At 65.6% G+C, this 14,052-nt stretch carries 11 protein-coding genes; all 11 read right to left on the reverse strand.

Annotation, left to right across the window (positions count from 1 at the left end; all coding sequences use genetic code 11):
- Positions 1 to 130: 130 nt before the first annotated feature.
- The 11 genes from HG262_RS00490 to HG262_RS00540 all read right to left on the reverse strand — a co-directional run bounded on the left by HG262_RS00490 (position 131) and on the right by HG262_RS00540 (position 13,979).
- Positions 131 to 2,251 carry a 5'-nucleotidase C-terminal domain-containing protein gene (locus HG262_RS00490; protein WP_169269153.1) on the reverse strand — a complete coding sequence of 707 codons (2,121 nt, stop codon included), beginning with the start codon at positions 2,249 to 2,251 and terminating at the stop codon, positions 131 to 133.
- A 135-nt stretch (positions 2,252 to 2,386) separates the two neighbouring features.
- On the reverse strand, positions 2,387 to 3,208 hold the full coding sequence (gene thiM / locus HG262_RS00495) for a hydroxyethylthiazole kinase (RefSeq protein ID WP_169269154.1): 822 nt from the start codon (positions 3,206 to 3,208) through the stop codon (positions 2,387 to 2,389).
- A gap of 121 nt (positions 3,209 to 3,329) precedes the next feature.
- Positions 3,330 to 4,688 (reverse strand): LLM class flavin-dependent oxidoreductase, encoded by a 1,359-nt coding sequence (locus tag HG262_RS00500; protein WP_169269155.1) that lies wholly within the window; start codon positions 4,686 to 4,688, stop codon positions 3,330 to 3,332.
- A gap of 34 nt (positions 4,689 to 4,722) precedes the next feature.
- On the reverse strand, positions 4,723 to 5,592 hold the full coding sequence (locus HG262_RS00505) for an ABC transporter ATP-binding protein (protein ID WP_169269156.1): 870 nt from the start codon (positions 5,590 to 5,592) through the stop codon (positions 4,723 to 4,725).
- Positions 5,593 to 5,608: 16 nt separating this feature from the next.
- Positions 5,609 to 6,427, reverse strand: a complete 819-nt coding sequence (locus HG262_RS00510; protein ID WP_248293181.1) for an ABC transporter permease — start codon at positions 6,425 to 6,427, stop codon at positions 5,609 to 5,611.
- Complete coding sequence (locus HG262_RS00515; RefSeq protein ID WP_169269157.1) at positions 6,424 to 7,299, reverse strand: ABC transporter permease; 876 nt, start codon at positions 7,297 to 7,299, stop codon at positions 6,424 to 6,426. Before HG262_RS00515 ends, HG262_RS00510 begins: the two co-directional genes overlap by 4 nt.
- 10 nt (positions 7,300 to 7,309) lie before the next feature.
- The gene (locus HG262_RS00520) at positions 7,310 to 8,416 is read right to left on the reverse strand and encodes an ABC transporter substrate-binding protein (RefSeq protein WP_169269158.1); all 1,107 of its coding nucleotides are present in this window, start codon (positions 8,414 to 8,416) and stop codon (positions 7,310 to 7,312) included.
- Between the two features lie 110 nt (positions 8,417 to 8,526).
- Positions 8,527 to 10,044 carry an amidohydrolase family protein gene (locus HG262_RS00525; RefSeq protein WP_169269159.1) on the reverse strand — a complete coding sequence of 506 codons (1,518 nt, stop codon included), beginning with the start codon at positions 10,042 to 10,044 and terminating at the stop codon, positions 8,527 to 8,529.
- A 377-nt stretch (positions 10,045 to 10,421) separates the two neighbouring features.
- Positions 10,422 to 11,861: an NAD-dependent succinate-semialdehyde dehydrogenase gene (locus HG262_RS00530; RefSeq protein ID WP_169269160.1), complete on the reverse strand. Its 1,440-nt coding sequence runs from the start codon at positions 11,859 to 11,861 to the stop codon at positions 10,422 to 10,424.
- A 104-nt stretch (positions 11,862 to 11,965) separates the two neighbouring features.
- Complete coding sequence (locus HG262_RS00535; protein WP_169269161.1) at positions 11,966 to 13,102, reverse strand: AAA family ATPase; 1,137 nt, start codon at positions 13,100 to 13,102, stop codon at positions 11,966 to 11,968.
- 10 nt (positions 13,103 to 13,112) lie between these two features.
- Positions 13,113 to 13,979, reverse strand: coding sequence for an RNA ligase family protein (locus HG262_RS00540; protein WP_169269162.1), 867 nt, complete (start codon positions 13,977 to 13,979; stop codon positions 13,113 to 13,115).
- Between the last annotated feature and the right edge of the window lie 73 nt (positions 13,980 to 14,052).

Below are 14,052 nucleotides of genomic sequence, written 5' to 3' on the forward strand. Positions count from 1 at the left end.
TAGGGGGAGTCACTGAAATGTTGCGGCGCAACACTGTCATTGTAAGCACCCTGAGCTGTCATTTAAATGTCTGCCAGGTAAAAGGGGGCCCGTCCCCGGGGACGGGCCCCCTGTTCGCCAGCCGCAGCGCTTACTGGCCGAGATCCACCGCGTAGCGCGACAACTGGGTCGTCGCGTCCGGCGTGGCGTCATAGACCGACACGTTCGTCACGCCGTGCGCGGCAGCCATCGCCACCGTGCCGGGCACCGACCAGAACACGACCGGGCCGGCCAACGCGCCCAGTTGCTTGAAGCGCCAGCTGCGGTCCAGGCCGTAGGTGGCCAGGTCCAGCGTGGGGTTCTTCTTGATGTAGCTGATCAGCACATCCCGGCTGGCGTCCGGGGCTTGCAGCACGATGTCGCCCTTGCCGCCCGCCAGGCCCGGGAAGTCGCCGCCGCCGCTGGCGCGGTAGTTGTTGGTGACGACCAGGAACTGCGCGGCAGGATCCAGGGGCGCGCCCTGATAGGTCAGCCCCGAGATGCGCGAACCCTTGGGCTGGGTGACGTCGATCTGATACTTCAGCGCATTGCCGGCGGCGTACAGCACGTCGAAGTTGAACGTGGGGAAGTTGGTGTCGACCAGATCTTGCGGGGCGACCAGGGCGGGGTCGATCTGCTTGAACTGTTCTGCCGTTTTCTCCAGCCATAGGCGGACGATGTCGCCCGTGACCCGCACGACTTGCAGCGTGTTGGGGTACAGGTAAAGGTCGGCCGCGTTGTTGATCGCCACATTGCCCTGCTTGACGAAGGTGAAGTCGCCGGGACCGTTGCGGCCCCCCTTGAAGGGCGCGGCGGCCGACAGGATGGGCAGGTTGCCGTACGACGGGCGGTTCTTGGCGATGTAGTCCGTCAGGTAGTCGATCTGCGCCATGTTCACGATCTGCAAGGCCGACACGTCGCCCGCCAGCGCGTAGTAGGTGGCCATGTCGAACTGGCTTTGGCCGATTGGCGTTTTCACGTAGGCAATCGTGGCGGCATGTTCGGCCTGCACCAACTGCTGCACGGCGGTGTCCGAGGCTACATAGGTGGCAGGCGTGGCGCCGCTTTGCGCCGTCAGGCGCGTGGACACGCGTTGGACGGTGGTCGCGTCCTTCTGCACCTTCCAGCCCTTGTCATACGACAGCTTCAGCGTGATCTGGCCCAGGTTGTTGCCCCATTGGCCGGCTTGCACTGCCGGCACGCCGTTGATCAGACCTTTCTCCAGATCGATGCCGGGCTGGCCGCGGAACGGGGATGTGGCGCTGGTGTCGGGGAACAGCAGATGCTGGTGGCCGGTGATCAGCGCGTCGATGCCCGGGACCTGGCTCAGATAGCCCGCGCCGTTCTCCATCGATGGGCTGTAGGCCGTCTTCATGTCGATGCCGCCGTGCGCCAGCGCCACGATCAGATCCGCGCCGGCAGCCTTCATCTCGGGCACGAAGCGCTGCGCCGTTTCCTTCCAGCCGGTGACTTCGACGTGGCCTTCCAGGTTGGTCTTGTCCCATTGCAGGATGGGGGGCGGCGCAAAGCCGATGACGCCCACCTTCAACGGCACCTCGATCGTCTTGCCCGTGGCGTCCGTGGCCTTGAAGGTCTTTTCCAGCAACACCCAGGGCTTGAAGATGGGTTGTTTGCTGGCAGCCGATACGACGTTGGCCGAGACGAAGGGAAAGCCCGGGGCCGCGCATTCCTTGGCGCCAGCGGGATTGGTCTGGGCCGTGCCCTTGCCGATTCCGGCCAGGCCGAAGTCCACGTTCGTGATCTGCGACAGGAAGGGCAGGCCGTAGTTGAATTCGTGGTTTCCCATCGTGCCCGCGTCATACGCCAGCAGTTTCATCTGCTTGTAGATGGCGATCATGTCCGAGCACTGCACTGGCGACACCAGGGCCTGGTAGTCGGACAAGGCGGTGCCCTGGATGGTGTCGCCGTTGTCGAACAGCAGCGTGTTGGCGTACTGTTTGCGGGCGTTGGCGATCAGTGTTGCCGTCCGATCCACGCCATAGCTTTTGTCTTCGGCCAGCTTGTAGTAGTCGTAGCCCAGCACATTGGCGTGCAGGTCGGTGGTGGCAAGAATCGCCAGGTCGATTGCCGCGCCTTGCGGCACGCTGGTTTCGGGCGGGGGCGTGACCGAGCCGCTGTCATCGTCGTCGTCATCGCCGCCGCAGCCGGCCAGACCGGCCGCAAGCACCAGGCTGGCGGATACCGCAAAGAGTTTTCGTACGTAGGGCTTCACCGTCTTTCCTCCAGGTTCGAAGGAAATAGATTTTGGGGACAGTGTGTGACCTGAGAGTGACATGCCGGCGCCCAGGCGGCCGACGGGGCGGGGGGCGCCTGGCCGGCACTGGGGAACTGCGTTGATGAAAGTACGTCAGCGCAAGGGCGATTCCCGGGTAAGGCTGTCGGTTTCCAAGGCCGCCAGCGCATCCAGGAATCGCCAGGCGAAGGAACCCGGCCCGTCGGCCAAGGCGCCGGCGCGCCGGCCCGCGATCCCGAAGCAGGACAGCGCGGCGACGGCGGCGGTATAGGGGTCGTTCCTGGACACCGCCGCGAAAGCGCCGACCAGCGCCGTCAGCGCGCAGCCCGTGGCGGTGACGCGCGGCATCAGCGCGTCACCGCCCGTGATGCGCACGGCGCGTTGCCCGTCCGTGACGTAGTCGGTTTCGCCGGTAACCGCCACGACCGTTTGATGCCTGGTGGCGATGGCTGTTGCGGATTGCTCGGCCTGCGCCACGGCGTCGCGCGCATCCACGCCTTTGCCCGCGCTTTGGCCGCCCGCCAACGCGATGATTTCCGAGGCGTTGCCGCGGATGATGGCAGGGCGCAAGGCCAACAGGCGTTGCACGGCGTCGCGGCGGAAGGCAGTAGCGTGGTGGGCGACGGGATCCAGCACCCAGGGGATGCCTGTCTGGCGCGCGGCGTCCGCGGTCAGCAGCATGCTTTCCAGCCAGGGCGCGGACAGGGTGCCGATATTGATCACCACCGCGCCGGCGATGCGCGCGAATTCCGGCGCTTCGTCCGTGGCGTGCACCATGGCGGGCGATGCGCCCATCGCCAGCAGCACGTTGGCGGCGATGTTCATGGAGACGAAGTTGGTCAGGCACTGCACCAGCGGCGCATCGCGGCGGACGGCCGCGTACAGGTCTTGCGACGCCCGGGCCAGGGCGGCGTTGTCGGAGTGGGAATCAGCCATGCGCAAAGGGAATCAGGGGATCCGCGTATGGTCTGGCTGGCGGGCGGCCTTGTCAAGCCGGGCGCGGTGTCCGCACCGGACGCGTCTGCCTTGTGGGCGCCCGCCGCCGCGCAAAGCCGCTTTATGCGGCCCGTGGTTGCTCGCGTGCCAGCGTGTGGCGGTTGGGCGGCCGTTGCAAGCCCAGGTGTTCGCGCAGTGTGGCGCCCTGGTATTCGGTGCGGAACAGGCCGCGACGGCGCAGCTCTGGCAACACGTGTTCGATGAAATCGTCCAGGCCGCCGGGGAGCCATGGCGCCATGATGTTGAAACCGTCGGCGCCGCCTTCCTCGAACCACTGCTGCAACTGGTCGGCGATGGTTTGCGGCGTGCCGACGACTTGCTGGTGGCCGCGTGCGCCGGCGATGCGCAGGTAAAGGTCACGGATGGTCAGGTTTTCGCGTTGCGCCAGGTCGATCAGCAAATGCTGGCGGCTCTTGCCGCCGTTCGTCTCGGGCAGGGGCGGGAGCGGTTTATCCACGGGGTAGGAAGACAGGTCGATGCCCCCGATCATGTTCGACAGCAGCGACACGCCCACGACGGGATGGATCAGATCCTGGAGCGCCTGGAATTTCTCTTCGGCTTCTTCCTGCGTGCGCCCGACGACGGGGAAGATGCCCGGCATGATCTTGATGCCGTCGGGGTCTCGGCCGTGTTGCGCCGCGCGATGCCGGATGTCGCCGTAGAACTCGCGCGCCTGGTCGAACGTTTGATGCGCCACGAAGATGACTTCGGCTGTGCGCGCCGCCAGGTCGCGGCCGGCCTCGGACGCGCCAGCCTGCACCACGACTGGGCGGCCTTGGGGCGAGCGCCCCACGTTCAAGGGGCCGCGGACCGCGAAGTGCTTGCCTTTGTGATGAAGCGCGTGGTGTTTGCCGGCATCAAAGAATTCGCCGGTGTCTTTGTCCCGGATGAACGCGTCGTCTTCCCAGGTGTCCCACAAGCCCGTCACGACGTCGTGGAACTCCTCGGCGCGCTGGTAGCGCAACGGGTGCGCCACGTGCGTGTCCAGATTGAAGTTCTGCGCCTCGCCTTCGCCGCTGGATGTCACCAGGTTCCAACCGGATCGGCCGCCGCTGATCAGGTCCAGCGACGCGAACTTGCGGGCTACATGGTAGGGCTCGTTATAGGTCGTGGAGACGGTAGCGATCAACCCGATGCGCTCCGTGACGGCGGCCAGCGCGGACAGGAGCGTGAGCGGCTCGAAATGCTCGGCGCGGGCGGTGCGCGAGAGCGAAGCGCTGTGCGTGTTGCGCACGCCGACCGAGTCGGCGAAGAAGACCGCATCGAATTTGGCGGCCTCGGCTTTGCGCGCCAGGTCGACGTAGTGTCGGAAGTTCTGGCCGGCGTCGGCCAAGGCGTCGGGGTGGCGCCACGCGGCGATGTGGTGGCCGGTCTGCATCAGAAAGGCGCCCAGCTTGATTTGGCGGGAGGAATGGCTCATCGGGTTTCCAGGTCAATGCGAGAAGAGGGAGGTACTACCAGGCCATGCGCAGGCGATCCAGCGCGGGCAGCGTGCCCACCGTGGCCGTCAGCGCGCCGGGAGGCGGCAGGGGGGCGCTGTCAGCGATGCGGCCGTCGGAGTCGAGAAAGTCGCCCAGGACGTCGTCGCGCAGCCGGATGAAGCGCAGGTCGCTGCGGTTGCGCGGGTGCGGCAGGTCGACATCCACGATGCGGCGGATGCGTCCCGGGCGCGGCTGCATCACCACCACGCGGTCTCCCAGGAACACGGCTTCTTCGACGTCATGGGTGACGAGGATCATCGTGATCTGTTCTTTTTCCCAGATGCGTTGCAACTCGTTCTGCAGCCGCGAACGGGTCAACGCGTCCAGCGCGCCCAGCGGCTCGTCAAGCAGCAGCACGCGCGGCCGGTTCACCAGGCCTCGCGCGATGGCCACGCGCTGCGCCATGCCGCCCGAGATCTGGTGCGGGAACGATTTTTCGAAGCCTTGCAATCCGACCAGCGCGATATGCTCGGCCACCAGTTCTTTTTTCTCAGCCTTGGAAAGCGGCGCATTGCGCAGGCCTGTCGCGATGTTGCGCTCGACGTTGAGCCAGGGAAAAAGCCGGTGGTCCTGGAAGACGATGCCGCGGTCCAGCCCCGCGCCCTGCACCGGGACGCCATCCAGCAGGATCTGGCCCGAGTAATCGTCGTCCAGCCCCAGGATCAGGCGCAGCAAGGTGGACTTGCCGCAGCCGCTGGCGCCCACGATGCTGACGAAGCGGCCGGCAGGCACATCCAGGTTGATGTCCTGCAGGACCTGCAACGCCTGCGCGCCGTCGTCGCTGCCTGCATAGCGCTTGCCCACGCCGCGGATACTCAATTGCTTGCCGAAAGTGTCAGCCATTCCTTTCCTTGTCATGTCATGCGGCGCCGAAGCGGTGCCGCGCCACCCGGCGCTCCAGCGCGCGGGCCAATGCGTTCATGGACCATCCCACCACGCCGATCACGAACATGCCGAAGATCACGAGGTCCATCTGGAAATGCTCGCTGCCTTCGATCAGCGTGTTGCCGATGCCGTGGCCCGCGACCAGCAGATACTCCGCGCCGATCGTGGCCAGCCAGGAATAGATCAGCGCCAGATACACACCGGTGAAAATCGACGGCGCCGCGGCCGGCAGTACGACGTGCCACAGCGTCTGCCAGCGTGAATAGCCGAATACGCGGGCCACTTCCAGCAGCGAGGCCGGCGTATTGCGGATGCCGTCGCAGGTATTGACGACGACAGGCACCAGCGCCGCCAGAGACAGGAACGTCACTTTGGCGACGTCGCCCAGGCCGAACCACACGGAGATCAGCGGGATCCAGGCAAATAGCGATATCTGCTTGAAAGTGTTGAAGCTGGGGCCCACGATCCGGTTGAACAGCGGCAACAGGCCTAGCAGCGCGCCTAGCGCCAGGCCCAGCGTGGTGCCGATCGCAAAGCCCGTCAGCTCACGCGCCAGGCTTGCGCGTAGCGCCCGCCACAGCTGGCCCGACGCGATCTGGCTGGCAGCGGTGTCCAGGACTTTTGCCGGAGACACCAACAGCGGCGTCGAGACCCAACCCAGGTTTGCAAGCGCCCACCATGCCGCGATGGCCACGGCGGGCAGCACCAGACCCCGCCAGCGGGTGCCCAGCCACGTGCGCCATGCGGCGGGCCGGCGTTGTGGCCGGTTTGGGCTGCTCGGTGCGGCCGTCATGAGCGGGCTCCGGCGTTCGATGCACCCAGGCGGGTGGCGGCCTGGCCGGCCCCGACGCGGGTTTCGGCAAGATCCAGCAGTTTGTCGATGGCGTAGCCGATGGCGCCCACCACGATCACCGCGGCCATGACCAGATCCAGCTGGAACAGTTGGCGGCCGTAGACGATCAGGTAGCCCAGCCCCTCGCTGGATGCCACCAGCTCGACCACGACCAGCGACAGCCAAGCCTTGGTGAAGCCCAGCCGCAGTCCGGTGAACAGCGTCGGCAATGCATACGGCAACACCACTTCCAGCACTTGCTGGCGGCGCGTGTAACCATAGACGCGGGCGACTTCCAGCAGGCTTGCCGGCGTCTGGCGGAAACCTTGCAGCGTGTTAAGCGTCACCGGTACCAACGCGGCCTTGGCGATGAGGATGTATTTCAGCGGTTCGCCGATGCCCACCAGCAAGAGCACGAAGGGCAACCAGGCCAGCACGGGGATCTGCACCAGCGCGTTGAACGTGGGCAGCACATAGGCTTCCAGCGGACGCCATAGCCCCATGGCGGCGCCCAGCGCCAGGCCCAGGACGCTGCCTGCCGCGAAGCCGACCAGCACCCGTTGCAGGCTGGCGTGCACGTTCAACCAGAGGTCGCCGCTGGTGTAGAGGTCCTGCAGCGTCAGCCAGACAAAGCGGGGTGACGGCAGCACTTGCTCGGAAATCCAGCCCTGGGATGCGCCCAGTTGCCATAAGGCGAGCAATGAGACGGGCAGCAGCCAGGGCAGCAGGCTGCCGCCGGCTTGACGCAGCCAGGCTTGCGGACCCTGGCGTGCGTGGCGCAGCGCGGGGGCGGGCGAGGGTGAGACGTGGGCGTCCAGGGTGTTTTCTGCCATGGAACTTTCCTTATCGCGCCGGTGCGGCCGCGGCCTGGCGCTCGCCCGTCGCCGGTTCTCCCTGAGCGTTGAACGCGGTCCAGCGGCCGGTCAGGTTGGCCTTCTGCAATGCGGCGTTCAGGTAGCGCGGTTCGAACCAGCCGTCTACGCTGACCGGCCGGCGGATCAACTTCAACTTCAGCGCATCGTCGGCCACGGCCTGGTAGCGCGCCGTGAGGAATCCATCCAGCAGCGGCGAATTGCGCACGGCCAGCGTGTCGCCGTCGAACTCCGCCTGCCAGGAGGCGTACGGCGTCCCGCTGCGCGCCCAGATATTGAACAGGGCGTCGCGGTTCTGTTCGTCCGATGACCACTGTGCCGCGCGCACGAACACGTCGACCACCCGTTGCACTGCGTCGGGGTTTTCCTTTTCGAAGTCTTCGCGGACCAGCAAGGCTGCCTGGCGCGTGAAAGAGGGATCCTGGCCCTTGGTCGAGTAGATGATGCGCGCCAGGCCCTGGTCCCGCAGCTTGAAGTATTCATAGCCGCCGAACGCCGCGTCCACGCCGTTGGACACCAGCGCGGCCTGCGCGCTACCCCCGTCCAGGTTCACGCCTTTGATGTCGCGTTCGGTCAGGTGCTTCGAGGCCAGCACATTGATGGCCACCAGGTGTCCGTTCGTGCCGCGGAAGATCGAGACTTTGCGGTTCTTCAAGTCTTCCAGGCCGTTGAGCGTGGAGTCCTTGGGCGTGGAGACGTACAGGTTGTTGCGCACGCCGCTGCCAAGCAGGATGCGGGTTTTCAGGCCGTTGGAGCGACCCACCACCGCAGGCAGGTCGCCCTGGTAGGCAAAGTCGATCTGCTTGTTCGACAAGGCCTCGTTGACGGCGGGGCCTGCGCCCTTGAAGAACAGCCATTGCACCTGCGTGGACGTGCCCTTGAAGGCGTCTTCCAGCCAATTGTTGGCGCGCGCGACGCCGCCGGGAGAACCGCCCCAGGTGATCGGGTCGCCGCCGCCGGCGGTGGCCACGCCGATCCGGATCACATCGGGCGCGGCCGACGCAACGGCACTGGCTGCGCACAAGGCGACGCCCAGCAACAGGCGTGAAATCAAACGGGCGTAAGGCAGGGTAGACATGGTCGTTCCGTAGAGGGAGAGAAATAGCAGGGATGAGCGAAGCCGGTCCGCGCCGGAAACGCGCAGACCGCCGCCCGCCGGAGCGGACGGGAAAGCGGAAAAGGGGGGGCTCAGGCCGCGAGTGCCTGCTTTTGCAGTGTCTTCTCGATGCGGGTGCCCTTGAGGAACTGCGGATGGGCCTGGGTGTAGAAGCGGTGAGGGTTATCGAAGACCAGGGCTTTGAAGTCCGCCTGCGTGATCACGCCTTGCTCGACCAGGTCCCAGCTTTCGGCCAGCGGTTCGGTCAGGTCGGGAACGTCCCAGTGGCCCACATCGGATGACCAGATGGCATTGAGCTTCACATTCAGCGGATTCACGCGGTCGTTGAACGCGGCGCCGACGGTCCGGTCATCGGCTTCGGAACCGAAGTAGAAGCTATCGACCCAGCGCGCGCGGATGTCCTCGACGCTTTCGATGCCGGCGGCGGCGAAGTCGTCAAGCTCATCGCCCTGCGGATCGCGGCTGTGGGGCAGGGCAGAGACGCCAAGGCTATCCTGCAACAGGGTGGCCTTGTCTACGCGACGCCCCTGGAGGAGTTCGGCGCCATACCGTTCGAACAGGTCCGCCAGCAGGTCGATGTCCGCGTTGGCGGGGTTGTAGTTCTGTACGGCGTTGCGGTTGCGCTTTTCCCAGCGGTCCACCAGATGCGCGTACACATGGGCGCCCCAGTCCGCGCCGCCCTCCAGCAGCGCCACGCGCAGGCCGGGAAAGCGCCGGGTGACGCCGCCGAAGAACAGCGCTTTGGCAAAGGCCTGCGAGCCGTCGGCAAAGTGGCCGATGTGATTGAACATGTAGTTGCTGATGGAATGCCGCCCCGTCCAGCCCTGGCTGCCGTAGTGTGTGGCCAGCGGCACGCCCAGCTCCACCGCCTTGGCCCAGAACGGGTCGTAGTCGTACTCGCTGTCCAAACCGAAGAAGTCCACGTACGACGCATGGCGCGCAATGTCGGGGTATTGCGCGGGCGGATACTTGTCGGCGATGGCCTTGATCGGACGGCGCACGCCACCGGGGATGTTCGCCACCTTCAAGCCCAAGGTGTTGACTGCAAATTCGAGCTCTTCGATGGCTTCCTGAGGGTTGTACATGGGGATGCCGGCGACAGGCGTCAGGCGGTCGCTGTACTTGCGGTATTGGTCCGCGTGGAAGTGGTTGATCGCGCGGTGCAGCGGCTGGCGGAATTCATTGCCGGCGCCCAGCGGGGCCAGCACATCGTTTGGAAACAGGATGGAGTAGTCCGAGCCTTGCTCTTCCAGGCGTTCATACAGCAACTCCGGCAAGGTGACGGTGGCCAGGTCCAGCGTGTTGCGCGTGACGCGCGCCCACCACGGCGCACGCAGTGTGCGGTGGTACTGCCTTTCGTCGGGCGTCTGCTGGTACCAGTCTTTGCCTTCGGCCTTGGTGGCGAAGCGCGACCCCTGGGTCTTGCGCAGGATGTCCACCAGCTTGGCGCCGCCGTAGTGCTGGATGTAGTCCTCCAGGATGGGCGCGTAGTCGTTCACGTGGACATCGGTATCGATCACCGGGTAGTCCAGATTCGCCTTGATGGCGGCGGAGCGGGATGCCTGGGTACGGTGCAGCCGGTCATTCATGGAGGTCTCCGAAAATGAAGCGAAAGCGGCGCCTTGCGCGTTGCGACAACGGCAAGGTCGGCACGGACACATCACAGTACGGGAGGGATGGGTGCAGCCAAACGACGAATTCGAAATGTCGTTCTGAGTGATGTGCTTATGGCGTGGGCGCAATAGGCGCAGCGTGGCTGCCGAAGCGGCCCGCCCAGCTTGCGTGAGCAGCGGCAGCGCGCCGTCAGTGGGCCGAACAGGTAGGCGAATGCCTGGAGGGAATGGGAAAGGCCCGCGATGCGGGGCTTGTCCTTGATGGTGCGTTACTCAGCCCTGCGGGCCGGTAAGAATGGGTGATCGCGTACCACCGGCCGGCGCAGCGCCGAACCGGTGGCACGCAGGCCGTATCAGACGCCGACGACGGAGACCGCCTTCGTCACCAGATAGGCTTCCAGCGCTTCCGGGCCGCCTTCGGAGCCGTAGCCCGAATCTTTCACGCCGCCGAACGGGAGTTCGGCGGACGGGGTGGCGGGCTGGTTGATCCAGAGCATGCCCACTTCAAGGCGGCGCGACAGCTCGTGCACCGTCTTGATCGACTTGGTGAAGCCATAAGCGGACAGGCCGAACGGCAGGCGGTTGGCTTCGCGGATGGCCTCGTCCAGCGTTTCGAAGCTGCGGATCGCCGCGATCGGGCCGAACGGTTCTTCATTGAAGATGTCGGCGTCAAGCGGGACGTCGGTCAGGATGGTGGGCGCAAAGAAATTGCCGGCGCCGCCGATCCGTGCGCCACCGGTGGCGATGCGCGCGCCCTTTTCGCTGGCGTTCTTGACGATCTTGTCCATCGCCGTCAGGCGGCGGTCGTTGGCCAGGGGCCCAAGCGTTGTGCCTTCGGTCAGGCCGTCGCCCAGCTTGAGCTTTTCGGCGTGGGCGACGAAGGCCTTCTCGAATGCGGCCTTGACGCTCTTGTGGACCAGGAAGCGCGTGGGCGAAATGCAGACTTGGCCCGCGTTGCGGAACTTGGCGCCGCCCGAAGCCTTGACGGCCAGTTCGACGTCGGCGTCCTCGGCCACGATCACCGGGGCGTGGCCGCCCAATTCCATCGTGACGCGCTTCATATGCAGGCCGGCCAGCGCGGCCAGTTCCTTGCCGACCGGGGTCGAACCGGTGAACGTGACCTTGCGGATCACCGGATGCGGGATCAGGTAGCTGGAAATCTCGGCGGGCGATCCGAAGACCAGGCCCAGCACGCCCTTGGGGATGCCGGCGTCGACAAAGCAGTTGAGCAGGGCGGCGGGGGACGCGGGGGTTTCTTCGGGCGCCTTCACCAGGAAGGAGCAACCGGTGGCCAGCGCGGCGCCCAGCTTGCGGACGATCTGGTTGACCGGGAAGTTCCACGGCGTGAACGCGGCAACCGGACCGACCGGCTCCTTGATGACCAATTGCTGCGCCAGCGGGTTGCGCGACGGCACAATGCGGCCATAGACGCGCAGCGCTTCGTTGGCGAACCAGTCGATGATTTCGGCGCCGGCCAGCACTTCGCCACGCGCTTCGGCCAGGGGCTTGCCCTGTTCCTGGGTCAGCAGGCGGGCCACCGAGTCGGCGCGTTCGCGCAACAGGGCGGCGGCGCGGCGCATGACGGCGCAACGTTCATGGGCCGAGGTGTCGCGCCAGGTCTCGAACCCGCGCTGCGCGGCGGCCAGCGCCAGGTCCAGGTCTTCGCGCTTGGCGTGGGCGACCTGGCCGATCTTCTGGCCGGTGGCGGGGTTCACGACGTCGATGCGCGCGCCGCCTTTCGCTTCGCGCCATTCGTTGTCGATCAAAAGAAGGGTATTGGGGTAATCGGCCATGGGGTCTCCGTAACGCGTCCGGTCAGTAGGGAAACAATGACTCTACGCCGAAATTCCGGACGAATCCACCGCCCCGGGGGGGGGGCGGGCGCCTGGGCGGGTGGTTACACGGCATACGTCACCCGATGCGCCTCGGTCGGCAGCGGCAGGTCCCAGCGATGCAGCATGCCGGTCAGCGTCTTGTTCGACAGGGACGTATCGCGCCGACTGTTTCGCCGCAGCAGTTCGGCGCGCGGCTGCTCCAGATAGACCAGTTCGACCTGCGCGTGATAGGAATACAGCAGATCCAGCGTTTTCTTGCGCATCAGCTCGCTCAGGTGGGTGGCGTTCCAGACGAAGGGCGCCTTGCGCCGCAGCAGCTCGCGGGCCCGGTCGATGGCCAGGTGCGCCACCATGCCTTCGTTCTTGCCGTGGCGCAGGCCCAGCTCCTCTCGCGCATCGTCGAACGAAATCACCGGCAGCTCGGGATGATGCCGGGCGACCCAGGTGTTCTTGCCCGATGCGGGCAGGCCCGACATCACAATCACCCGCGATCCAGGTTCCTGAAACAACGGGTAATCGGGATGCACGTCGGCGCCGCGAAAATAGCTGACCGCGGTGTGGACATCGGCGAAGGCCCGCGGCTGGCCAAAGCACCGTTCGTCGCGCGCCAGCTCGCAGAACAGCGCGATGTTGTCCAGCACGCGCGGCCCGTCCGGGCAGATGCGTCCACGCATGTCGGCTTCGGCAAGCATGGCCAGCAATGGAATGTCGACCTGCCAGGACAGTTCACGCACGATGAACTCGGGCGTCTTGCCGCGGCGCGAGCCTTCCAGTGCGAAAAACGGCACCTGATGGACCGCGATCAACCTGCACACGGCCTCGCGCACGGCAAAGGGCACGCCCGCATCCCACAGCGCAATCCGCGCGTCGATGGCGCCCTTGCGGGAGTGGCCGGGCTGGCCGATGGCACCGGTGACCGGGTCGATGACGGTCGTGCTGTGCTTGGCGATGTCGTGCAGCAGCGCGGCAAGAAATACGATTTCCTGGTCGGCCCGATCGGCCGCCTGGTATTGCGGCAATGCCAGCAGCGCTTCGATCACCATTTTCGTATGCGTCCACACATCGCCCTCGCCGTGATAGCGCGGGTCTTGCGGCGTGGTCTTGGCCAGCTCCAGCGCGGGAAATGCCGCCAGGCAGGCGTTGAAATCCGGCGCCTTTCCCGGAGCAGGCGTAAGTGCCCGCAGTGCTTCGTATTGCATGATCTATTCCTTATCGTCCGGCGGCGCTGCGCAGCGTGTCCCAGTCCACCGCGAGACGCGGCGCGTAGAGATCAACGCCGGGCGCCAACTGGTTGGGCACGTAGGGCTGCTCGGAATGGTGTTTGTCCGAATCCAGGATGGCTTGAACGAAATCTCGTCGTACCCACTTGTAGCGGGCGATCGTCCTGCCGTCGGCTTCCACTTTGACGTACAGGCCTTCCGACAGGTCCGATTTGTCGCATTGTTTCCAGGCGCGCTCCAGGTCCAAGCCTTCTCGCTGCACGGTGGCTTCGAAAGCCTTGCGCCAGTCTGGTGTCTTGGCCAGCGATGGCCGCAGCAGGGCCTTGAGCGTGTTAAGCCTGGGCGGCGCCACGCCTTCATACAGGACGGGCACGGACAGCACGGCGCCGTCCGCCAGCAAGGCGCGCCGCGCCGGGGTGGACAGGAAGTCGCCGCTGTGACGATCCAGGACATCGAACTCAAAAAAATGATGCGGCAAGGCGTCGTAGAAAACCGAATGTTTCTTCGATAGCGTTTCGCCATACATCACGTAGCGATCCTCCAGGCGGTCAAGCAGCCAGTCGGTGTGCGCCGCGGCCCAGGCTTTTACGAAACTGAATTGCCGTTCGCGGCCGCCGCCCACCAGGTAGTGGCCGCGCGATTGCAGCAGCAGTTCGCCCGATGGGCTGAAGCTGATGCCGGTGTTCGCGCCGTCGAGTTTTTCCTCGACGACCAGGTGCAGGCCGGCTAATTGGCGGTACGGCACGTGGTCGTGGCCTTCGTCGCCGTCTTGCAGGCGCGAGCCTTCCAGGTGGGGGGTGCGGGGATAGCGAAACAGGTCCAGCGATTGCGCGTAAGCGCAGAAATCTTGCGTCATGGGATCTTCTCCAGTGTGATGGAAAAGCCGACGACGCAGTCTGGACGGGAAAGGAAAGCGAGTGGGGTGTGTG

Origin of the sequence: Achromobacter sp. Bel (assembly GCF_012928505.1) — a bacterium.
Lineage (GTDB): Bacteria > Pseudomonadota > Gammaproteobacteria > Burkholderiales > Burkholderiaceae_B > Achromobacter.

Excerpts from the sequence above, each read along its gene's own strand:
- HG262_RS00535 (WP_169269161.1), bottom strand. The coding sequence starts at position 13,102 with ATGCAATACGAAGCACTGCGGGCACTTACGCCTGCTCCGGGAAAGGCG.
- HG262_RS00510 (WP_248293181.1), bottom strand. The coding sequence starts at position 6,427 with ATGACGGCCGCACCGAGCAGCCCAAACCGGCCACAACGCCGGCCCGCC.
- HG262_RS00520 (WP_169269158.1), bottom strand. The coding sequence starts at position 8,416 with ATGTCTACCCTGCCTTACGCCCGTTTGATTTCACGCCTGTTGCTGGGC.
- thiM (WP_169269154.1), bottom strand. The coding sequence starts at position 3,208 with ATGGCTGATTCCCACTCCGACAACGCCGCCCTGGCCCGGGCGTCGCAA.
- HG262_RS00500 (WP_169269155.1), bottom strand. The coding sequence starts at position 4,688 with ATGAGCCATTCCTCCCGCCAAATCAAGCTGGGCGCCTTTCTGATGCAG.
- HG262_RS00505 (WP_169269156.1), bottom strand. The coding sequence starts at position 5,592 with ATGGCTGACACTTTCGGCAAGCAATTGAGTATCCGCGGCGTGGGCAAG.
- HG262_RS00540 (WP_169269162.1), bottom strand. The coding sequence starts at position 13,979 with ATGACGCAAGATTTCTGCGCTTACGCGCAATCGCTGGACCTGTTTCGC.
- HG262_RS00515 (WP_169269157.1), bottom strand. The coding sequence starts at position 7,299 with ATGGCAGAAAACACCCTGGACGCCCACGTCTCACCCTCGCCCGCCCCC.
- HG262_RS00530 (WP_169269160.1), bottom strand. The coding sequence starts at position 11,861 with ATGGCCGATTACCCCAATACCCTTCTTTTGATCGACAACGAATGGCGC.
- HG262_RS00525 (WP_169269159.1), bottom strand. The coding sequence starts at position 10,044 with ATGAATGACCGGCTGCACCGTACCCAGGCATCCCGCTCCGCCGCCATC.